18 protein-coding genes are annotated in these 20,250 nt (G+C 61.0%); 4 read left to right on the top strand and 14 right to left on the bottom strand.

Features of this window, described 5'->3' with window-relative positions; genetic code table 11:
• Window positions 1-79 precede the first annotated feature (79 nt).
• The 7 genes from JFT86_RS23085 to JFT86_RS23055 all read right to left on the bottom strand — a co-directional run bounded on the left by JFT86_RS23085 (window position 80) and on the right by JFT86_RS23055 (window position 7,464).
• On the bottom strand, window positions 80-742 hold the full coding sequence (locus tag JFT86_RS23085; RefSeq protein ID WP_201238476.1) for a flavin reductase family protein: 663 nt from the start codon (window positions 740-742) through the stop codon (window positions 80-82).
• A gap of 11 nt (window positions 743-753) precedes the next feature.
• Window positions 754-2,241 (bottom strand): amidohydrolase family protein, encoded by a 1,488-nt coding sequence (locus JFT86_RS23080; protein ID WP_201238475.1) that lies wholly within the window; start codon window positions 2,239-2,241, stop codon window positions 754-756.
• Window positions 2,238-3,434 (bottom strand): amidohydrolase family protein, encoded by a 1,197-nt coding sequence (locus JFT86_RS23075; protein ID WP_201238474.1) that lies wholly within the window; start codon window positions 3,432-3,434, stop codon window positions 2,238-2,240. Before JFT86_RS23075 ends, JFT86_RS23080 begins: the two co-directional genes overlap by 4 nt.
• Window positions 3,435-3,603: 169 nt before the next feature.
• Entirely contained in the window at window positions 3,604-4,656 is a 1,053-nt protein-coding gene (locus tag JFT86_RS23070) for an extracellular solute-binding protein (RefSeq protein ID WP_201238473.1), read from the bottom strand.
• An 18-nt stretch (window positions 4,657-4,674) separates the two neighbouring features.
• Complete coding sequence (locus JFT86_RS23065; RefSeq protein ID WP_201238472.1) at window positions 4,675-5,463, bottom strand: ABC transporter permease; 789 nt, start codon at window positions 5,461-5,463, stop codon at window positions 4,675-4,677.
• Window positions 5,460-6,377 (bottom strand): ABC transporter permease, encoded by a 918-nt coding sequence (locus JFT86_RS23060; protein WP_201238471.1) that lies wholly within the window; start codon window positions 6,375-6,377, stop codon window positions 5,460-5,462. Before JFT86_RS23060 ends, JFT86_RS23065 begins: the two co-directional genes overlap by 4 nt.
• A gap of 1 nt (window position 6,378) precedes the next feature.
• Window positions 6,379-7,464 (bottom strand): ABC transporter ATP-binding protein, encoded by a 1,086-nt coding sequence (locus JFT86_RS23055; RefSeq protein WP_201238470.1) that lies wholly within the window; start codon window positions 7,462-7,464, stop codon window positions 6,379-6,381.
• Between the two features lie 140 nt (window positions 7,465-7,604).
• Here JFT86_RS23055 and JFT86_RS23050 point away from each other — a divergent pair, with 140 nt between their 5' ends.
• The 3 genes from JFT86_RS23050 to JFT86_RS23040 all read left to right on the top strand — a co-directional run bounded on the left by JFT86_RS23050 (window position 7,605) and on the right by JFT86_RS23040 (window position 13,400).
• Window positions 7,605-8,294, top strand: coding sequence for a GntR family transcriptional regulator (locus tag JFT86_RS23050; RefSeq protein WP_007969663.1), 690 nt, complete (start codon window positions 7,605-7,607; stop codon window positions 8,292-8,294).
• A gap of 134 nt (window positions 8,295-8,428) precedes the next feature.
• On the top strand, window positions 8,429-10,540 hold the full coding sequence (locus tag JFT86_RS23045) for an ATP-binding protein (RefSeq protein WP_201238469.1): 2,112 nt from the start codon (window positions 8,429-8,431) through the stop codon (window positions 10,538-10,540).
• Between the two features lie 226 nt (window positions 10,541-10,766).
• A complete protein-coding gene (locus JFT86_RS23040; protein WP_201238468.1) occupies window positions 10,767-13,400 on the top strand; it encodes an excinuclease ABC subunit UvrA in 2,634 nt (877 codons plus the stop codon).
• A gap of 167 nt (window positions 13,401-13,567) precedes the next feature.
• Here the strand turns inward: JFT86_RS23040 and JFT86_RS23035 are convergent, their stop codons facing one another.
• Genes JFT86_RS23035 through JFT86_RS23010 form a run of 6 tightly spaced genes read right to left on the bottom strand, consistent with a single transcriptional unit; the run spans window position 13,568 to window position 18,972 of the window.
• On the bottom strand, window positions 13,568-15,490 hold the full coding sequence (locus tag JFT86_RS23035) for a response regulator (protein WP_201238467.1): 1,923 nt from the start codon (window positions 15,488-15,490) through the stop codon (window positions 13,568-13,570).
• Entirely contained in the window at window positions 15,480-16,355 is an 876-nt protein-coding gene (locus tag JFT86_RS23030; RefSeq protein WP_201238466.1) for an ATP-binding protein, read from the bottom strand. Before JFT86_RS23030 ends, JFT86_RS23035 begins: the two co-directional genes overlap by 11 nt.
• Window positions 16,348-17,358, bottom strand: coding sequence for an ATP-binding protein (locus tag JFT86_RS23025; RefSeq protein ID WP_201238647.1), 1,011 nt, complete (start codon window positions 17,356-17,358; stop codon window positions 16,348-16,350). The genes JFT86_RS23030 and JFT86_RS23025 overlap by 8 nt, the downstream gene beginning before the upstream one ends.
• Window positions 17,355-17,759: an anti-sigma regulatory factor gene (locus JFT86_RS23020; protein ID WP_201238465.1), complete on the bottom strand. Its 405-nt coding sequence runs from the start codon at window positions 17,757-17,759 to the stop codon at window positions 17,355-17,357. Before JFT86_RS23020 ends, JFT86_RS23025 begins: the two co-directional genes overlap by 4 nt.
• Window positions 17,756-18,118: an STAS domain-containing protein gene (locus tag JFT86_RS23015; RefSeq protein WP_201238464.1), complete on the bottom strand. Its 363-nt coding sequence runs from the start codon at window positions 18,116-18,118 to the stop codon at window positions 17,756-17,758. The genes JFT86_RS23020 and JFT86_RS23015 overlap by 4 nt, the downstream gene beginning before the upstream one ends.
• Before the next feature lie 2 nt (window positions 18,119-18,120).
• A complete protein-coding gene (locus tag JFT86_RS23010; RefSeq protein ID WP_201238463.1) occupies window positions 18,121-18,972 on the bottom strand; it encodes an STAS domain-containing protein in 852 nt (283 codons plus the stop codon).
• Window positions 18,973-19,223: 251 nt separating this feature from the next.
• On the opposite strand from JFT86_RS23010, the gene JFT86_RS23005 reads away from it, so the two are divergent.
• Window positions 19,224-19,487 carry a hypothetical protein gene (locus JFT86_RS23005; RefSeq protein ID WP_201238462.1) on the top strand — a complete coding sequence of 88 codons (264 nt, stop codon included), beginning with the start codon at window positions 19,224-19,226 and terminating at the stop codon, window positions 19,485-19,487.
• A 64-nt stretch (window positions 19,488-19,551) separates the two neighbouring features.
• Here JFT86_RS23005 and JFT86_RS23000 read toward each other — a convergent pair whose 3' ends face one another.
• Window positions 19,552-20,073, bottom strand: coding sequence for a DUF4142 domain-containing protein (locus JFT86_RS23000; RefSeq protein WP_201238461.1), 522 nt, complete (start codon window positions 20,071-20,073; stop codon window positions 19,552-19,554).
• Window positions 20,074-20,250: the final 177 nt, after the last annotated feature.

Genomic DNA, 20,250 nt, shown 5'->3' with positions numbered 1-20,250 from the left:
CGGCCTTCGGCAGCTCCTACATTTGGAATGCATTCCCCTGTAGGAGCTGCCGAAGGCTGCGATCTTTTGCTGTTAGTGTTTATTTTGACTCTGGCCAAAAGCGTTCGCCACCGCCCGGCGCTTCCGTCCACGCTTGCAATGAGCGGGTCGGCAAATCGAAGTAATCGCGTGTTCGCGCGTAACCATGGCCACCCATGCGCCCGATGGCATCCAGGCCCAACTGATCGATGTACAGCGTTTTCGGGTCGATCAACTCATCGCGCACATGCGCCATCAACACCTCGCCAAAAATGATTTCCCGCGATTGACCGATGTTCAGCGCCATCATCCGTCGACACTCCAGTGCTACCGGCGCTTCACCGATGCGCGGACATTTGACCGTGGTGCCGGGGATCGCCGTCAGACCCGCAGCGGTCAGTTCATCGAAGCCCGGCGCGAACGGCACGGCGCAGACATTCATCGCCTCCACCAGCGCGTCGCTGACGATGTTCACGGTGAATTCCTGATTCAACTGGATATTGCGCGTGGTGTCTTTCGGGCTCTGATCGCCGTAATTCTCCACACCCAGCGCGAGGATCGGCGGGTCCGCCGACAGCGCATTGAAGAAGCTGAACGGCGCGGCATTGACCCGGCCTTCGCCATCAATGGTGGTGACCAGTGCAATCGGCCGAGGCACGACGCTGCCGATCAGGATTTTGTATTTTTCCCGTGGGCTGAGTTGGCTGAAGTCGAAACTGTGCATGGCAGAACTCTCTAAAGAAGGGGATCGATTGCGCTCAACGGCGCTTCGGCGCTGTAGTCATCGGCGAACGGAATGGCCGGCTGGAACAGGGTTTTCCAGTCCGGTCGGGCAAAGGCCCGGTCGCTGTGGCTGCGCAGCAGTTTTTCGTATTGGCGTTGGGCCTGGCGTTGCAGGACGGGGTAGTCGACGCCGCTGACCTGGCCGTCGTGCATCACGCAGCGACCGTCGATGTAACTGGCGATGCAGTCATCGCCGCGCCCGGCCAGCAGCAGGTTTTTCAGTGGATCGAACAGCGGCCCCAGATGCAGGCCGCGCAAATTGAATACGGTGATGTCGGCTTTGGCGCCGGGGGCCAGACGTCCGAGGTCAGCACGCCCCAACGCCTGCGCGCCACCGAGGGTGGCGGCGTTGTACAGGTCGAGGCTGCTGGTCAGCGAAGAACCGCCCTCCATCAACCGCGCAATGTTCAGGCCGTGGCGCATGTTTTCCAGCAGATCCGCCGGCCAAGTATCGGTGCCGAGGGCGAAGTTGATGCCCTTGGCCCGATAGCGCCCGAACGAGTTCAGCGCCTCGCCGTCACGGGCGAATACCAGCGGGCAATGCACCAGACTGGCGCCGCCGTCGATGACTCGTTGCAGATCATCGGCGCCTGCGGTGTAGATGCCGTGGGGTAACAGGCTGCGCGGCGTGAGCAAGTCCAGTTGTTGCAACCAGGCCAGCGGTGTGGCGCCGCGCAACTGTTCGACCATGGCCACTTCACTGAGCGCCTGACAGCAATGCAGGCGCATCGGCGCATTCAGTTCGCGGCTCAACGCGGCAGTGCGTTGCAGCAACGCCGGGGTGCAGGTCTGAATCCGATCGGGCAACAATGCGCCGCGAATCAAACCGTTGTGCGCGCCATCGTAATCCTTGAAAAAGCGTTCGGCAGCATCGAGCCCGGCCAGTCCACGCGCCTCATCCCAGTGATGGCCGAGGCTGCCGTCGGAATGCCAGTAACTCATGCCGCTCATGTAGCAGGGACCCAGATAAGTGCGCAGTCCGAGTTCGCCAGCAACCCCGGCAACGGCGGCAAATTCGTCGTAGGTTTCCGCCCACTCGCGGTAGTACATCGAGGTGATCGGCATGGCCGTGGTGATGCCGTTGCGGATCAATTGGGTGAAGGCGTAGCGATATTTGAAAACTTCTTCGTCTGCGCTGAACGTCTCGTGTGGGCCACGGGCCAGATACTCCGCCGACCACATGCGGCCCATGGCGCGCTCATCGCCGTTGTCGAGGGTGAGTACCGTGGAATCGAGGTCGCCGAGGGCGTCCAGGTCAATGAAACCCGGGCCGACCAGGGCGTTGCCGTAATCAATCCACTGGTCCACTGGCCCCGCATATCCGCGCCCGACAAACTCGATCCGCGATCCGCAAAACACCACTTCACCGTCACGCCACAGCACATGCCGCGTGCCGTCGAAGCCGACCACGCAAGTGGCTTTCAAGCCGATGCGTTTCACAGACGGCTGACCAGCAAACGGCCACCGCTGGCGATCAGCTCACCGCTGCGATAAACCTGACGCAGTGGCCGCGACACCACCGCCTCACCGAGCGTCTCGACGGGCATCAGCAGGAAATCCGCAGGCCCGCCGATGTCGAAACCATATCCCTCGATACCCAACGCCCGGGCACCGTTGACCGTGGCTGCTGCAAACGCCGCCGCCAGTTCTTCGTCCTTGCCCAAGTCAAAACGAAACGCCAGCAACATCGCTCGCTCAAGCATGTCGCCATTGCCCATCGGCGACCACGCATCGCGAATGCCATCGGAACCGAGACAAACGTTGACGCCGGCCTCGCGCAGCGCCAGAAACGGTGGAACGGCGCAATCGGCCGGGGCGGAACTCATCAGCGAAATCCCCAGCGCCGCCAGACGCTCAGCCAGCGGTTTGACCTGACTCCACGGCAACATGCCCAGGCAGTAGGCGTGGCTGATCATCACTCGGTTTTGCAGGTTGAAGCGCTCGGTGTAATCGGCAATCCGCGCGATCTGCCACAGGCCCAGTTCACCTTTGTCATGCAGGTGAATGTCGACGCCACGGCCAAATTCAGCCGCCAGTTTGAAGACGAAATCCAGCTGCGCGATGGGATCGTTGTCGATGCCACACGGGTCGAGCCCACCGACGTTTTCCACGCCCAGCGCCATCGCTTCGCGCATCAGTTCGGCGGTGCCGGGGCGACTGATCAGGCCGGTCTGCGGGAACACCACCAGTTGCAGATCAATCAGGTCTTTGTAGCTCTCGCGCAATTGCTGCATGGCCTCGACGTGGCGCAGGCCGAACTCCGGGTCGATGTCGACGTGGCAGCGCATGGTCAGCGAACCACGGGCGATGCAGTTTTCCAGCAGCGCGCCGGCGCGTTCGGCGATCGGTGCTGTTACTTCACGGAGAATGCGGCGTTCGTTGCTGATGTAGTCCTTGAGCGTCGGCCCGGCACTGTTCGGGCGCCACGGTTGGCCGTAGAGGGTCTTGTCGAGGTGGACGTGGCTTTCCACCAAAGGGGCGGTGAGCAGCTGGTTCTGGCCGTCGATGTCGGTGGCTGTCAGCGACGCGTTGGAGGCTGGGCGGCGTTGAGTGAAGCGGCCGTTTTCGATCAGCAGGTCTTCGGCGAGGGCGCCGTAGGGGCGTACGTTGCGTAGCCAGTGTGGCTGGGTCATACAAACCTCATTCAGGTCTTTGAATTATGTGTTGGCCGGGCGGGCCTCTTCGCGAGCAGGCTCGCTCCTACAGTGGTTTGTGTGGGACAGGAAAGGTGTGAACGATCCATTCCCCTTGTAGGAGTGAGCCTGCTCGCGATTGGTCGCGCCTCGGTTTCAGATCAGACGATCAACCCTTGAGCTTCGACCAGATCCGGTCCTGCAGCTCGCGCGCTTTGTTGCTGCATTCCTTCTCCGGGCGCAGGCGCGAGGCGTATTCGTCGGGCATGTTGATGGCGTCCATGACTTTCCATTTCGCATCGAGCAACTGGTCGCTCTGAATCCCGTTGGCATAGGCGATGGCATTGGACACAGCCGCGGCGTTTTCCGGCTTCATCATCCAGTCGATGAAGATCTTCGCGTTGCCCGGGTGCGGTGCGCTTTTCGGCACGGCGAAGTTGTCCTGGAACATCGCCAGGCCTTCACGCGGATAGACGTACTTGATCGTGCTCTTCTGTAACGTCGCCCGGGCGGTCGAGCCGTTCCAGTTCTGCATCATGATCACTTCGCCCGAGGCCATGCGGTCGACGGTGTTGTCCGAGCTGTACATCTTCAGGAACGGTTTCTGCTTTTGTAGCAGTTCGAGAATGCGCTTGGCGTCCTGCGGATTTTCGCTGCATTCGTCGACGTTCAGATAATGGCTGGCGGCGTTGATCACGCTGCTTGACGTATCGAGCGCGGCGAGTTGGCCTTGCAGCTCTTTGCGCGGTTCGAAGAACTCTTTCCACGAATCATCCAGTTTGCCCCCCGGCACCCGCGCACTGTCGTAGGAGAACCCGGTGGTGCCCCACAGATACGGTGCCGAAAACTTGCGGCCGGGGTCGAAACTCGGGTCGCGAAACGGCCCTTTGACGTACTGGAAATTGCTCAGGGTCGGCGTGTCGATCTCCATTAGCAGATCCTGTTTGATCAACGTCTGCATGATCGACTGCGACGGCACGATCACGTCATACGCGGCGCCGCCGGCCTGCAATTTGGCGAGCAGGGTTTCGTTGCTGTCGTAGCCATCCATGGTGACCTTGATCCCGGTCTCCTTTTCGAACTTGGCCAACAGGTCCACCGGGTAGTAATCGGTCCAGTTGTAGAAGAACAACTCCTTGGGCTCGGCGGCGTGAGCGCTGAACGCGGTGAAACAACTGAGGGCCAGACCGGACACAGCCAAACGCATGTTTTTGATGTTCATGAACAGAGCGCTCCAGGTTTATTGTTGTTTGCCGCGTTGGCCCAGCCAGAAGGCCAGCACCACCAGCACGATGGAAATCACCAGCATCAGCGTCGAGATCGCGTTGATCTCCGGGGTCACGCCAGCCTTGATTGCCGAGAAGATGTACACCGGCAACGTCGTCGAACCGGGGCCGGCAACGAAGAAGGTCATGATGAAATCGTCGAGGCTGACCACGAACGCCAGCACCGCACCGGACAACACCGCCGGCCACAGCAGTGGCAAGGTCACACGGCGGAACACCTGCCACGGATTGGCGTACAGATCGTTCGCCGCCTCCAGCAAACTCTTGTCCAGATCGTTGAGTCGCGCACGGATCGGCAGATACGCGAACGGAATGCAGAAGCCGATGTGCGCAACGATCACTGTCAGCAAACCGAGCTTGATCCCCAGCGCCATGAACAGCAGCAGCGTCGCCACTGCCGTGACGATTTCCGGCAGGATCAGCGGCAGGTTGATCCCGCCCTCGACCATTTTCTGTCCGTAAAACGGCCGGTACGTCGCCAGTGCCGCCAGCAGCGCGATGGCCGTGGCGCAGACCGTGGCGATGGTCGCAACGATGAGCGAATTCAGCGCCGCCGTCTGGATCGACGGGTTGGCCAGAATCCGCCCGTACCAAGCGAACGAAAACTCCGTCCACACCGTCGCCGAGCGGTTGGCGTTGAAGCTGTAGACGATCAACACGAGGATCGGCAGGTACAGATAGGCGAGGATCAGCAGGCTGATTTCGCGGGTCGCCGGGAGTTTTTTCAGGTGCAGGGAAATCATGCTTTCGCTCCTCGATTGAGCTGCTTCGCCGCGCTGCGGCTGTAGAGCGCGTAGAGCACCAGCGACACCAGCAGAATCGCCAGCAACAGGAACGACAACGAGCTGCCCAGCGGCCAGTTGCGCGCGGTGCCGAACTGCTGCTGGATCAGGTTGCCGATCATCAATGTCTTGCCGCCACCGAGAATCGCCGGGGTGATGAAGGCGCCAAGGCTCGGCACGAACACCAGCAGCGCACCGGCAATCACGCCGGGCATCGACAGCGGCAGGATGATGCGCCGCAGCGCATGCCAGCGATTGGCACCGAGGTCATACGCGGCTTCGACCAGACGCCAGTCGAGTTTTTCCAGGGTCGAGTAGATCGGCAAAATCATGAACGGCAGAAAGCTGTAGACCAGCCCGACGCTGACGGCGAAGTCGTTGTAGAGCAGGGTGATGCCACCGGCACCGGGGAACAGCGCGTTGAGGCTTTGTGCGACCCAGCCCTGTTCGCGGAGGATGATCAGCCACGCGTAATTGCGGATCAGCAGGTTGGTCCAGAACGGAATGGTGATCAGCAAGACCATCAGGTTGCGCCGGCGCGGGGTCAGGCTCGACATCCACAACGCCACCGGAAATCCGAAGAGGAAACACAACAGCGTGGTGCCGCCGGCCTGCAGCACCGAGCGCAACAGCGCCTGGGCGTAGACCCAGTTCAGTTCCAGTTCGCCGTCGAAACCTTCCTGGAAAAACAGCTGCACGTAGCTTTGCAGTTGCCATTGCGCCTGCCAGTCGACACCGCCGTAGGTGTTGCGCGGCAGCAGGCTGATGTAGCCCATGATTCCCAGTGGAATCGCGATCAGGGCGAGCAGGGTCAACACCACCGGGCTGAGCAACAGCGCACGGTTGAGAGCGGGGGAAGTGCTGCTGACGCTCATCTCAGGCCTCCATCAACAGGCAGGCGTGCGGCGGCAAGTGCACGGCAACGCGTTCGCCAACGGCACGGCCACGGTTCAGGCCTTCGTTGTTTTCGCGCAGCATGACTTTGATGTCGTTGTTCAAGCGGCACTGGTACAGCGTCGCGGTGCCAACGTACAACACCGCTTCGATCACCCCGCGCAAGTGATGCGGCTGGCTGGCATCGACCAGTTGCGAGCGCTCCGGACGGAACGCCAGTTGCACGCTGCTGCCGTCAAAACCCTGCGGCTGGCAGGCGATTTCCACTGGCATGCCGTTGGGCACGAAGAGTTTTTCGTTGTGCTCGCCGTGTTTGAGGTGGCCGGGGAGGAAGTTGATGTCGCCGATGAATTGCGCGACAAAGCGGTGTTGCGGATGTTCATAGATATCGGTCGGCGTGCCGATCTGCAGGATCTTGCCGGCCGACATCACGGCGATGCGATCGGACAGGGTCAGCGCTTCTTCCTGATCGTGGGTGACGAAGATGAAGGTGATCCCGGCTTCTTTCTGCACGCGCTTGAGTTCGACCTGCATTTCCTTGCGCAGCTTCAGGTCCAGCGCCGACAGCGGTTCGTCGAGCAACAGGACTTTCGGTTTCGGCGCCAAGGCCCGGGCCAGAGCCACGCGTTGCTGTTGGCCGCCGGACAGTTCGGCCGGTTTGCGTCCGGCCAGATGCTCCATTTGCACCAGCGCGAGCATTTCGTTGACCCGATCGGGAATCAACTTGCGTTCAAGACCCTGCATCTCGAGGCCGAAGGCGATATTCTGCGCAACACTCATGTGCGGAAACAGCGCGTAACTCTGGAACACCGTGTTGACCCGACGCTTGAACGGCGGCAGGTGATTGACCGTTTCACCGGCCAGACGAATCTCGCCTTCACTGACGTGTTCGAAACCGGCGATGGTGCGCAACAGGGTGGTTTTGCCGCAGCCGGAAGGGCCGAGCAGGGTGAAGAATTCGTTGTCGGCGATATTCACCGAAACATTGTCGAGGGCCGGCGCGAGGCCAGGATCATCAGAGTACCGTTTGGAAACGTTACGCACTTCAATTGCTATTGGTTGACCCATAATGGTGCAATCCTCTAATTATTGTATGCAATATCTGAATGCAATTTAGAAATACCCGGATTAATCTGCGTGTGCAACCCCCTTTTTCCATGGCCATGCATCGCCAGGGGCTGGTTGCCCGACGCTAAAGGAGCTTTCGAATGACCGAAAAGAAACTGGAAACCACGGTCGACCGCGTCTACCAAGGGGTTTACGAGGCGATCAGCAAGCGCTCGTTGCGCCCGGGGATGAAGTTGGGCGAGGCATCGCTGGCGGAGTTATTCAATGTCAGCCGCACGTCGGTGCGCGCCGCGCTCAAGCAATTGGAGGCCGATGGCCTGGTCACCACCGAGCCCAATAAAGGTGCATCGGTTTCGTTGCCGAGCAACGAAGAGATCCGCTCGCTGTTCGAAACCCGACGGCTGATCGAGATCGGCATCGTCACCGAACTGTGCCGGCGCAAGGACACCGCCGCGATGCAGGACTTGCGTGAACACCTGCTGCTCGAAGACGAGGCGCACGCGGCGGGGGATCACGAACGGCTGATTCACCTGCTCGGCGAGTTCCACATCAAACTCGCTCGCAGCCTCAACAATCCAGTGCTGCTTGACTGGTTTCAGAAGCTGATTTCCCGCGCCTCGCTGTACGCCGCGGCGCTGGATGACGACAGCCACGAAGCCTGCCGCGACGATGAACACCTGCGTCTGATCGAGTACATCGAGGCCGGTAATCAGAGCGCCGCCATCGAGTTGACTTGCATGCATCTCAATGGCATCGAAAAGGCGATTCTGGACGTCGCCGCGAAGATGAAAACTGGCTACCATCCGCTCAAGCACCTGATCGGGGTCTGAGTTCCGGGCAGTGCGAAATCGGCTATACCTCTAATGAAACCAATGTGCTCGGCAACGCTCGAAACACACGGGCGTTGCGTCGTTTTGGGCGTCACGGTTTATCGGGCAACCACCACAGGACACTGAGTCAGTCGATGCAGTTTTTATCGGATAGCCACGGCTGTGGCGGCTGGAAAGGCGAAATGGCCGGACGCATTTGTGCGTTCGACTGGGGCGCCACTGCAATCGGCCCTCTGCAGGACTGGCCGGCCAGCCTGTGCAGCACGGTGCAGATGATGCTCGCCTCGCCGCTGCCGATGGTGATGCTCTGGGGGCATGCCGGTTACATGATCTACAACGATGCCTACTCGGAATTCGCTGGCGGTCGCCATCCGTATCTGCTCGGCTCTCCGGTAGAGCTGGGCTGGCCGGAAGTCGCCGAGTTCAACCGGCATGTCGTGGACACCTGTCTGGCCGGCGGCACCTTGTCGTATCGCAACAAGGAACTGGTGCTGTTGCGCGACGGCGTTCCCGAAGACGTCTGGATGGACCTGTATTACAGCCCCGTGGCTGGCGATGACGGCCGTCCGTCCGGGGTCATGGCGATGGTGGTGGAAACCAGCGAATTCATGCGTTCCGAGCGTTTGCGCCAAGCCGCCGAGGAGGCCTATCGCGCGGACAACGAGCGCGTGCGGCTGGCGTTGAATGCCGGGGCCTTGCTCGGCTCGTTCGTCTGGGACGTGAAGAACAATGTGCTGTCGGCGGATGAGCGTTTTGCCCGCACGTTTTCCTATCCGCCGGAACATGATCTGAGCAATCTGGCGCAGCACATTGCCGAGTCGCGCATTCATCCCGATGACCGCGCCTGGGTTCAGGAACGCGTCGCCCATTGCGTGCAGACCGGCGAGCCATATAACGCCGAATACCGGGTCCTGCGCAGCGATGGCAGTTACCTGTGGGTCCTGGCCAGCGGCGGCTGCGAGTTCGATGAGCGCGGCGTAGCCCTGCGCTTCCCCGGTGTCTTGATCGACATCCATGAACGCAAGAACGCCGAAGAATCCCTGCTGAAATTTACCCGCAACCTTGAGCAGCGCGTGGCTGATGAAGTCGAGGCGCGACTGGCCGCCGAGGAGCAATTACGCCAATCGCAAAAGCTTGAAGCGATTGGCGGACTCACCGGGGGCGTCGCGCATGACTTCAATAACCTGCTGCAAGTGATCGCCGGCAACCTGCATTTGCTGGCGCGGCATGAGCGCGACAACGCCAACGTGCAACGGCGAGTCAGTGCCTCGCTGGCGGCGGTCGAGCGTGGGGCCAAGTTGTCGTCGCAATTGCTCGCGTTCGCCCGTCGCCAGCCGCTGTCGCCGGCGGTGTGCAATCCTCGGCAGATCTTTGAGGGCGTCGGTGAGCTGTTGCAGCGGGCGCTGGGTGAAACCATCCAGATCGACGTGCAGTTACCGCACGAGCCGTGGCACATCAACGTCGACCGCAATCAACTGGAAAACGCCATTCTCAACCTGGCAATCAATGCCCGCGATGCGATGAAGGGCGAGGGCACCATCGGGCTCAGCGCATCCAATGTAAGGCTCGACCGCGAGTTCTGCATGGGCAAAGGGATTCTTCCGGGGGAGTTTGTCCGCGTCGCGGTCAGCGATAGCGGCGCGGGCATTCCGCCGCAGATGCTCGAGCAGGTATTCGAGCCATTCTTCACCACCAAGGCCGACGGCCAGGGCACCGGGCTCGGCTTGAGTATGGTCTTCGGTTTCGTCAAACAGAGCGGCGGGCATGTCGAGATCGACAGCACCGTGGGCGAGGGGACGCGGGTGCAGTTGTACTTTCCGCGCAGCCTGCGCGCGATCGTCGATGAGTCGCCGAGCATCGACCCGCAGCAGCGCGGTGGTCACGAAAGGATTCTGGTGGTCGAGGACAACGACGCGGTGCGCGCCTCGGCGGTGGAATTGCTGCGCGAGGAAGGCTATCGCGTGTTGACTGCCGGCAATGGCGACGCGGCAATGCAAATGCTGCTGGAGGGCGCCGACATCGACCTGATTTTCACCGACGTGGTCATGCCGGGGCTGATCAAGAGCTCCGATCTGGCGGCGTGGGCCAAGGTCCAGTCGCCACCGGTGGCGGTGCTGTTCACCTCCGGACACACCCGCGACATCATTTCGCGCAATCACCAACTCAGCCCTGATACGCATCTGTTAGGCAAACCCTATAGCCCCGAAGCGCTGTTGCAGATGATTCGTTCGGTGCTCGGTGCCTGACCTGCGACAGAAGTGTTTTCAGGGGCAGGTGATTATTTGTGGTGAGGGGATTTATCCCCGATGGAGTGCGCAGCACTCCCAAGCAGTTTCCCAGATGAACTGCATTATCAGTATCTATGACTGCTGCGCAGCCAATCGGGGATAAATCCCCTCACCACAAAGGTTTTACTTGCCACAAAGATCTCGGCAATTACGGAGATTGCAACTTTTCAGAAAAGGCCCGCCAATGACCTCCAAGCGTAATTCCAAAGCACCCGCCGGCATGGTCCGGGTGCGCGGCGCCCGTGAGCACAATCTGAAGAACGTCGATGTCGACATTCCCCGCGACGCGTTGGTGGTGTTCACCGGGGTGTCCGGGTCGGGCAAGTCGTCGCTGGCGTTCTCGACCTTGTATGCCGAAGCGCAGCGGCGCTATTTCGAATCGGTGGCGCCCTATGCGCGGCGGCTGATCGATCAGGTCGGTGTGCCGGATGTCGATTCCATCGAAGGCTTGCCGCCCGCCGTGGCCCTGCAACAGCAGCGCGGAACACCGAGCACGCGCTCATCGGTGGGCAGCGTGACCACGCTGTCGAGCCTGATCCGCATGCTTTATTCCCGCGCCGGCAGTTATCCGCCGGGGCAGGCGATGTTGTACGCCGAGGACTTTTCGCCGAACACGCCGCAGGGCGCCTGCCCGCAGTGTCATGGTCTCGGCAGGGTGTACGAAGTCACCGAAGCGCTGATGGTGCCCGATCCGAACCTGACCATTCGCCAACGCGCCGTAGCCTCCTGGCCGCTGGCATGGCAGGGGCAGAACTTGCGTGACATCCTCGTGACCATGGGCATCGACGTCGACATTCCTTGGCGCAAGCTGCCGAAAAAGCAGCGCGAGTGGATTCTCTTCACCGAAGAAACCCCGACCGTGCCGGTGTATGCCGGGCTGACCCCGGAGGAAACCCGCGTCGCCCTCAAGCGCAAAATGGAACCGAGTTATCAGGGCACCTTCACCGGCGCCCGGCGCTACATCCTGCATACGTTCACGCATTCGCAAAGTGCGCTGATGAAGAAGCGCGTTGCGCAGTTCATGCTCGGCAGCCCTTGCCCGTTGTGCGAGGGCAAACGCCTGAAGCGCGAGGCGTTGTCGGTGACGTTTGCCGGCTATGACATCGGCGAGCTGTCGCAGATGCCGTTGTTGCAAGTCGCCGAAGTGTTGCGGCCGGTGGCGGCGGCCAGTTACCTGGAACACGCCGAGGAAACCGGCGAGGCCTTGAGCCATGCGCAGACCCGCGCAGCACGCCAGCAACGCGTCGCCCAGGGTGCCAGTGGCCACGCCAGCGCGCCGGATGTGCGGCACACGCCGAACCTGTCGCTGGAAAAGCGTCTGGCGGCGCAGCGCATTGCCGAGGATCTGTTGGAGCGTGTCAGCACCTTGACCGATCTCGGTCTGGGCTATCTGGCACTCGAGCGCAGCACGCCGACCTTGTCCTCCGGTGAGCTACAGCGGTTGCGCCTGGCCACGCAATTGGGTTCGCAGCTGTTCGGGGTGATCTACGTCCTCGACGAGCCTTCTGCCGGTCTGCATCCGGCTGATGGCGAGGCACTGTTCGAGGCCTTGCAGCGTTTGAAGGCCGATGGCAATACATTGTTTGTGGTCGAGCATGATCTGCAAACCATGCGCCGCGCTGACTGGCTGATCGACGTTGGGCCAGCAGCGGGCGAGAAGGGCGGCCGGGTGTTGTACAGCGGTCCGCCGGCAGGGCTGGCCGAGGTGGCAGAGTCGCAGACCCGTGCCTATCTGTTTGCCGATCAGCCGCGGCCGACACGGACGGCGCGCAAGCCATCGGGCTGGCTGAAACTGGCGGGCATCAGCCGCAATAACCTGAGCAATCTCAGTGCCGAGTTTCCCTTGGGCTGTTTCACTGCGGTGACCGGCGTGTCCGGTTCCGGCAAGTCGAGTCTGGTCAGTCAGGCGTTGCTGGAGCTGGTCGGCGCGCAACTGGGACGTCCGACTGTCGAGGCTGAAACTGAAGAACCGAGTCTTGAAGACGACGCGCCGCAGGCCAGCAGCGGTCAGGTCATTGCCGGTCTGGAGTCGATCAAACGGCTGGTGCAGGTCGATCAGAAGCCTATCGGTCGCACGCCGCGCTCCAATCTGGCGACGTACACCGGGCTGTTCGACAACGTGCGCAAGCTGTTCGCCGCGACAGCCGAAGCGCGGGCAGCGGAGTATGACGCCGGGCAGTTTTCCTTCAACGTCGCCAAGGGTCGTTGCGCGACGTGCGAAGGTGAAGGCTTTGTCAGTGTCGAGTTGCTGTTCATGCCCAGCGTGTATGCGCCGTGCACGACCTGTCATGGCGCGCGGTACAACCCGCAGACTTTGGCGGTTTTGTGGGAAGGCTTGAGCATCGCCCAGGTGTTGCAACTGACTGTCGATGAAGCGCTGGACGTTTTTGCCGGGCAGCCTGGCATTCGCCGTGCGCTGGAGGTCTTGCACGATATCGGCCTGGGTTATCTGCGGCTCGGGCAACCGGCCACGGAACTCTCCGGTGGTGAGGCGCAACGGATCAAACTGGCCACCGAGCTGCAGCGCAATCAGCGTGGCGCGACCCTGTATGTACTGGACGAACCGACCACCGGCCTGCATCCGCGCGATGTCGATCGGCTGTTGGAGCAACTGGATACGCTGGTGGCGGCCGGGCATACGGTGATCGTGGTCGAGCATGAAATGCGCGTGGTCGCGCAGAGCGACTGGGTGATCGATATCGGCCCGGGGGCGGGGGATCAGGGCGGCAAGATTGTGGTCGCCGGCACCCCGCAGAAAGTCGCCGCCAGCAAAAAGAGCCGGACTGCGCCGTTCCTCGCCCGCGCCTTAAGCCAATAGCACACCTCCCTGTAGGAGCTGCGGCACGCTGCGATCTTTTGATCTTGATCCGAAAAGGCAAGATCAAAAGATCGCAGCGTGCCGCAGCTCCTACAGTGATTGGGGTGTACTGATTTTTGAGTACACCGCAAAACCTGTGGGAGCTGGCTTGCCAGCGATAGCGTGGGTCAGGCGCCGTCGATTGTGCGGCGGACCTTATCGAGCAGTTCGCTGATCTGGAACGGTTTGACCAGCATTTCCATGCCGTCGCCGAGGAACACCTGGCGATTGATCGCCGTTTCGGCGTAGCCGGTCATGAACAGGATCGGCAAGCCCTCGCGCCAGCCCCGGGCAACGTCCGCCAGTTCGCGGCCGCTCATGCGTGGCAAACCGACGTCGGACAGCAACAGGTTGATTGTCGGATCATTTTGCAGACGCTCCAGCGCGGTCTCGATATCAGCCGCCTGGGTGCAGCGATAACCGGCATCCTCCAGCACTTCGGTGACGAACATCCGCACCGACGGCATGTCTTCGACAATCAGCACGTGCTCGCCGCTGCCTTGCGGATCGACCGCCGGCGCTGGAATGTCGACCCCGGTCGGATCGCTGGTGGCCGGCAACATGATCGTCACTTCGGTGCCGCGCCGCGCCACGCTGCGGATGTGCGCATCGCCGCCGGACTGGCGGGCAAAACCATAAATCGTCGACAGCCCCAACCCCGTGCCCTGACCCAGCGGTTTGGTGGTGAAGAACGGATCAAAAACCTTGTCGATCACATTGTGTTCGATACCGGTGCCGTCATCGCGTACCGACAACGCGACATAGGCACCGTCGGCCAGATTCGGGTCGCCGTGGGAGTAAGCCGCATAGGTGTTGACCCAGATGTTGCCGCCCTGGGGCAGCGCATCGCGGGCGTTGATCACCAGGTTGAGCATCGCGCTTTCCAGCTGACTCGGATCGACCAGTGCAATCGCCGGTTTATTGGTCAGTTCAAGCTTGAGGGCAATCCGTTCACCGATGGTGCGCACCAACAGTTCTTCAAGTGAACGCACATGCTCGTTGATATCTACCGGGCGCGTGTCCAGCGGTTGCTGGCGCGCGAACGCCAGCAAGCGGTGGGTTAGGGCGGCCGCGCTCATCGCCGAATTCAGAGCCGCTTCGGCGTAAAACCTGACCTTTTCCGGACGGTCGTCGGCGATGCGTTTCTGGATCAACTCAAGGCTGGTGATGATGCCGGTCAGCAGGTTGTTGAAGTCGTGAGCGATACCCCCGGTGAGCTTGCCCAGTGCATCCATTTTCTGCACTTGCAGCAACTGCGATTCGGCGCGCGCCAGTTGCGACGTGGTGTCGTCCAGGCGCGCCAGATGCGAACGCTCGCGATGGCGATGTTCGGTGACGTCTTCGACGAACACCAGGCTCAGCTCCGGCGTGCGATACGGCGAAATCTGCCACTCGGTTTCGCGAATCTCACCCTGCACGCGCATGTTCAACGTGCCTTTCCAGCGCTCGCCATCGACCAGGCGCAAACGCAGCTCATTGAGAATGGCGCCTTGTTCGTCGGCGAAGCATTCGCTCAGGGTTTGTGGATCGCGGTTATCCAGAATCAACTGGTTGAATGCGTGATTGCACTCATGCACCTTGAGAGTGGCATCGAGCACTGCGATCGGTGCGGAAACATTGGCGAAGATTTCGCGAAACCGCGCCTCGCTTTCGCGCAGGGCATTTTCCGTGTCGCGCACCCGTAGCAGGGTGCGCAAGGTCGCCAGCAGCACGTCCGGGTCGACCGGATGAATCAGGTAGGCATCGGCCCCGGCGTTGAGGCCGGTGATGATATCGCCAGTCTGGATCGAAGCGGCCGAGACATGGATCACCGGCAGCAAAGCGGTGCGCGGATCGGCCCGCAGGATGCGCACGATGTCGAAGCCGCTCATGTCCGGCAGGTTGACGTCGAGAATCAGCGCATCGAGTGGTTCGCTCTCGATCAACGCCAGGCCGTCGGTGCCGGTGCCAGCCTCCAGCACCTCATATCCGTGGCGTTCCAGGCGCTTGCGCAAGGCATAGCGGGTGGCGACGTTGTCATCGACGATCAACAGGCGGATGTCACGTTTCATCGACGTTCTCCAAAGCGATCGCCAACGGAATGATCACGAAAAAGGTCGAACCGACCCCCGGCGCGCTGTCCATGCCGACCTCGCCACCCAACAGAGCCGCGAAGCGCTTGCACAACGACAAGCCCAGACCGGTGCCGCGCAGGCGTTTCTGCAACGGCGAGTCGACCTGGGAAAAGTCTTCGAACAATGCGCCATGCAGCTCGGCGGCGATACCTATTCCGGTATCGGTGACGGCAAAGCGCACTTTATCGGCACCTTCCAGTCGCGCCGAGACCCGCACTTCACCACGGGTGGTGAACTTCAGCGAGTTGGAAATGAAGTTGCGCAGGATCTGCGCGAGCTTCTTGTCATCGGTGTACAGGCGCGGCAGGCCGACCGGCTCTTCGAAGATCAGATCGACTGCGGTTGCATCGACAATCGGCCGGAACATTCCGCGCAGGGCGGAGAACAGGTCGAACATGTCGAACCATGCCGGAGAAATGGTGATGCGCCCGGCCTCGATTTTCGCCAGATCGAGCAAGTCATCGACCATGTCGCTGAGTTCACGGGCCGCGGTGCTGACGAAGGCCACCTGTTTGTGCTGCTCGGGGCTCAGCGGCCCGTCGAGTTCGTCGGCCAGCAAGCTGTTGATGCTGAGGATCGAGCCCAGCGGGGTGCGGAACTCGTGGCTCATGTACGACAGAAAGCGGCTTTTCAGATCCGAGGCCTGACGCAGTTCTTCGGCCTGAGTGTCGAGTTCGGCGTACAGGGCCAGTACGCCCTGATTGGTTTCGTCGAGTTCTTCGCGCAGGGCCGCCGTTTCGCTTTGCAGTTGCGCGATCAGCGCGGCCTGTTCGGCATTGCTCAAGTTGGGCGACTCAGCCATGGGCGGCCTCCAGGGCAACGACCAGTACCGTTACATCGTCACGCCCACGACAGAAGTCGCGATGCAGGACGCTGGCTATCACGGCGGGATGGCGGTGCACCAGACCGGGATAGTCTTGAAGATTCCAACGGGACTGCAAGCCGTCGCTGTACATGATCAATAGATGTCCGTTCACGTGAGCATAGTCAAAGGGCTGGGCTTTTCGGTATTGGCCGCCAACGATGCCCGGGTGCGAAGCCAGGCCGCGCGACTTGTCGACGGCAATCAGGCTGGCGCCGATGTTGCCGACCCCGGCAAACGTCAGGCTGGCACGGTCGGCGTGAAACTGCGCAAATGCCACTGCGCCGCCACGGGTGCCGATCATCTCGCGGTGCATGTCTTCCATCAGCATCACCGGTGAGCTGAACGGCGCATCGGCGAACGCTTGCTCACCGGCGCGAGCGGCTTTCTCGGCGTCTTCGCCGTGGCCGAGACCGTCGACGATCAGCGCACTGATGTCGGCGCCGTGATACGCCAGATGCCAGACATCGCCGCAGGCCGGATCGTTATGCAGCGAGTGCTGGCTGACGCCGTAAAGCAGATCCGCCTGGCGGTCGCTGCGCGGATACAAACGGGCGAGCAGCACCGCGCCGCGATGATCGGCGTACACGTCAAACACGTCCGCCTGGCGTGACACGGCGCCAAGACCGATGCCTTGGGTGCCGCCAGTGGAAAAACCGTCGGTCAGACACGCCTGCAGATCAAAACCCTTGGCCCGGTCCACCGCGATCATCTCGATACCGGCGTCGCCCTGTCGCGGCAATAACCGCAGGTGCAGTTCGCCGTGACCGGCATGCTTGAGCAGATTGCTCGCCAGCTCGGTGGCTATGAGTGCCACGCGCCCTGCATCGCTTTCGCCAAAACCATGTTGTTCGGCGAGCTGTTGCGCGCTGCGCCGGGCATGGCCGATCTGGCTGCTGTCTTCGATCAGTAATACCTGGGTCAATGACCCACTGATGTTCATGTCCATCGGGTAATCGTTATGCGAGTGCCCTTGCCGGGCTCGGTGTCCAGTTCGAATTCGTCGACCAGCCGTTTTGCGCCCGTCAGACCCAGACCCAGACCGCTGCCGGAGGTCCAGCCGTCGGTCATCGCCAGTTTTAGGTCTGGAATGCCCGGGCCTTCGTCGCGAAAGGTCAGGCGCAGGCCGACGCGGCCGTTATCCTCGAGGATCTGCCAGTCCATGTCGCCGCCACCACCGTAAACCATGGTGTTGCGTGCCAGCTCCGAGACGGCCGTGACCAGTTTGGTCAGGTCGATCAGGCGCATGCCGCACTCGGTGGACAGTTTGCGCGCGGTTTGGCGGGCCAGCACCACGTCCTGTTCGATGTTGATCGGTTGAGTACCGCTGCTGCGCACGATCATTGCTGGCGTACTCGTTCCTGCAACAGTTTCATCCCACGCTCGACGTTCAACGCCGTGCTGACGCCGGGCAGGGTCAGGCCGAGCTCGACTAACGTGATCGCTACCGCCGGTTGCATACCAACCAGCATGGTCTCGGCGTCCATGATTTTCGACAGCCCGGAGATGGTGCCGATCATGCGGCCAATGAACGAATCGACCATGTCCAGCGCCGAGATGTCGATCAACACCCCGCGCGCCGAGGTTTTGCTGATGCGTTCGGACAGATCGTCCTGCAGGGTCAGGGCGAGTTGGTCATGCATGTCGACCTGAATGGTCACCAGCAGGAATTCGCCCATTTGAAGAATCGGGATACGTTCCATGCTTAAACCGTCTTGACGAGGCTGACACCCAGGCGGGTCAGGGCCAGTTTCAGTGCATCGGCCAGATTAGCCTTGGTCACCACGCCTTGCAGGTCGAGGCCTAGGTGGACGATGGTTTGCGCGATCTGCGGACGCACGCCGCTGATGATGCAATCGGCACCCATCAGGCGGATCGCCGTCACGGTTTTCAGCAGGTGCTGAGCGACCAGGGTGTCGACGGTCGGCACGCCGGTGATGTCGATGATGGCGATTTCCGAACCGGTGTCGACGATGCGTTGCAGCAGCGACTCCATCACCACTTGTGTGCGCTGGGAGTCGAGGGTGCCGATCATCGGCAACGCCAGCACGCCGTCCCACAGCTTGACCACTGGCGTGGACAATTCGAGCAGCTCTTCCTGCTGACGCTTGATCACCGCTTCACGGGATTTCTGGAACGTGCGGATGGTGTGCAGGCCGAAGGCGTCGAGCAGCTCGGAGACCTCCCACAGCTGTTCTGCCAGCAGCGCCGGTTGGTCTTTGTAGTGACTTTGCAGCAGGGTGAACAACGGGCCTTTGAGGGAGAAAATGAAGCTGGCGGTCTGTTGCGAATCCTGGCCGAGCAGGGCACGGCTGTGCGACAGCTTTTCGAGGAACTGCCGCGTCGCTTCCCAGCCTGGTGCATTGATGTTGGTGCCGTTGTCGTTTTCCAGCCCGCTAACGACCAATTGCAGGAATTCGCTGGTCTGTTGTTGCACGTCGTGGTCTTTCAGGTTGCGGGTGGCGCCGCTGGTTTCCAGTCCGTTGATCCATTCGCCCAGCAGTTGTGCCTGTTTGTTTTTCATCGCATCGAGTGTGCTGTTCTGCAGTGCTGCCATGTGCCTGTTGCTCCGTAGCGAATTGGGGGCCGATTTCGCAAATCTGATCGGCGCGAAGTCAGTGACCGTTGCCGTTCGAAATAGTTGTTCGCTCTTGCAAGGATATTTTTGATCTGGCGCAAGAAACGCCTCGGTAACTCTAGTCGGCATGCCTGTAAGGCGCGATGTTTTGAACGTTGGCGCGGTACTGGCTTCGAATCTGCAAGGCCCGACTGGTTTCGGTCGCGCCCGCTTTGACCTACGAGGTGCTTATGAACGAGCAAAACCAATCCGCGGAGCCAATCAATCGCAATGATCCGGCGATCGACCCGCAAGTGCCGGGGCAACCGGCGCCGACGCAGCCTGCGCAACGCCAAGGCGAGACTGAGCAGACGCAGAGTGCTGATCCGGCGGTGGACCAGAAGAATCGAAATACCGATAACGACAATGAATTCAGCCCGGGTTTCGAGCCGAAGCCGGATCGTCCGCAGCCGGGGGAGGAGACGGATGCGGATATTGATACGGACGGGGGTTAGTCGGGGTAGAAAACAAACAGGCCGTATCCATTGGATGCGGCCTGTTTGTTTTGCAGTCAGAGGTTTACTTGCTCGGATGCTTGGCCTGCAGCTCCTTCGCTGCCGCCAGGTGTTTTTCCAGCGCTGGCAGCATTTTCTGCGCAAAGGCTTTCAGCTCGGTCGCGCCTTTGACCTGGTCGTCCGTCACGGTATTGGCTTCTTTCTTGAACAACTCGATGGTTTCTTCGTGGGCCTTGACCTGATTGTTGGCGTAGGCCGCATCGAAGGACTCGTCGCGCATATCAAGAATTTTCTCCTTGGCCTGTTTGACCAGCGTGGTGTCGTCCGGGACCTTGATGTCATGGGCCTTGGCAATCGTCGCCAGTTCATCGTTGGCCTTGCCGTGATCGGTGATCATCATGTTGGCGAACGCCTTGATGTCGGCCGACTGACTTTTTTCCAGGGCGAGACGGCTGGTTTCGATTTCGGCGATGCCACCGGCAGCGGCGTTATCGACGAAATTATTGTCGGTGGCCGCAAAGGCGCTGCCCATGCTGGCACTCAGTGCGACAGCGAGGGCGAGGTGACGCAGGTTGAATCCGTCCATTGGTGTATCTCCACGCAGTTTGTTGTGAGCGTTATCCAATGGAGACAGGACGGCGGACAAAGGTTTTATCGCATTTGCGACAGGGCGACGAACGGGCACCGCTGGTCAGACAGGTGGTCGACAGAACGGCCTGTCCGAGGCCATTCTGATAACTGACCAGCGCAATCGGTCGCGTTG

Origin of the sequence: Pseudomonas sp. TH06 (genome assembly GCF_016651305.1) — a bacterium.
GTDB lineage: Bacteria > Pseudomonadota > Gammaproteobacteria > Pseudomonadales > Pseudomonadaceae > Aquipseudomonas.
Note: the sequence above shows the minus strand (reverse complement) of the source record. Positions and strands in the feature narration are given on the sequence as shown.

Bases quoted from the DNA above. Each gene is read 5' to 3' on its own strand.
- JFT86_RS23075 (WP_201238474.1), bottom strand. From the start codon at position 3,434: ATGACCCAGCCACACTGGCTACGCAACGTACGCCCCTACGGCGCCCTC.
- JFT86_RS23065 (WP_201238472.1), bottom strand. From the start codon at position 5,463: ATGATTTCCCTGCACCTGAAAAAACTCCCGGCGACCCGCGAAATCAGC.
- JFT86_RS23030 (WP_201238466.1), bottom strand. From the start codon at position 16,355: ATGGCTGAGTCGCCCAACTTGAGCAATGCCGAACAGGCCGCGCTGATC.
- JFT86_RS23070 (WP_201238473.1), bottom strand. From the start codon at position 4,656: ATGAACATCAAAAACATGCGTTTGGCTGTGTCCGGTCTGGCCCTCAGT.
- JFT86_RS23025 (WP_201238647.1), bottom strand. From the start codon at position 17,358: ATGAACATCAGTGGGTCATTGACCCAGGTATTACTGATCGAAGACAGC.
- JFT86_RS23005 (WP_201238462.1), top strand. From the start codon at position 19,224: ATGAACGAGCAAAACCAATCCGCGGAGCCAATCAATCGCAATGATCCG.
- JFT86_RS23055 (WP_201238470.1), bottom strand. From the start codon at position 7,464: ATGGGTCAACCAATAGCAATTGAAGTGCGTAACGTTTCCAAACGGTAC.
- JFT86_RS23035 (WP_201238467.1), bottom strand. From the start codon at position 15,490: ATGAAACGTGACATCCGCCTGTTGATCGTCGATGACAACGTCGCCACC.
- JFT86_RS23085 (WP_201238476.1), bottom strand. From the start codon at position 742: ATGCACAGTTTCGACTTCAGCCAACTCAGCCCACGGGAAAAATACAAA.
- JFT86_RS23020 (WP_201238465.1), bottom strand. From the start codon at position 17,759: ATGATCGTGCGCAGCAGCGGTACTCAACCGATCAACATCGAACAGGAC.
- JFT86_RS23000 (WP_201238461.1), bottom strand. From the start codon at position 20,073: ATGGACGGATTCAACCTGCGTCACCTCGCCCTCGCTGTCGCACTGAGT.
- JFT86_RS23010 (WP_201238463.1), bottom strand. From the start codon at position 18,972: ATGGCAGCACTGCAGAACAGCACACTCGATGCGATGAAAAACAAACAG.
- JFT86_RS23045 (WP_201238469.1), top strand. From the start codon at position 8,429: ATGCAGTTTTTATCGGATAGCCACGGCTGTGGCGGCTGGAAAGGCGAA.
- JFT86_RS23060 (WP_201238471.1), bottom strand. From the start codon at position 6,377: ATGAGCGTCAGCAGCACTTCCCCCGCTCTCAACCGTGCGCTGTTGCTC.
- JFT86_RS23015 (WP_201238464.1), bottom strand. From the start codon at position 18,118: ATGGAACGTATCCCGATTCTTCAAATGGGCGAATTCCTGCTGGTGACC.
- JFT86_RS23050 (WP_007969663.1), top strand. From the start codon at position 7,605: ATGACCGAAAAGAAACTGGAAACCACGGTCGACCGCGTCTACCAAGGG.
- JFT86_RS23040 (WP_201238468.1), top strand. From the start codon at position 10,767: ATGACCTCCAAGCGTAATTCCAAAGCACCCGCCGGCATGGTCCGGGTG.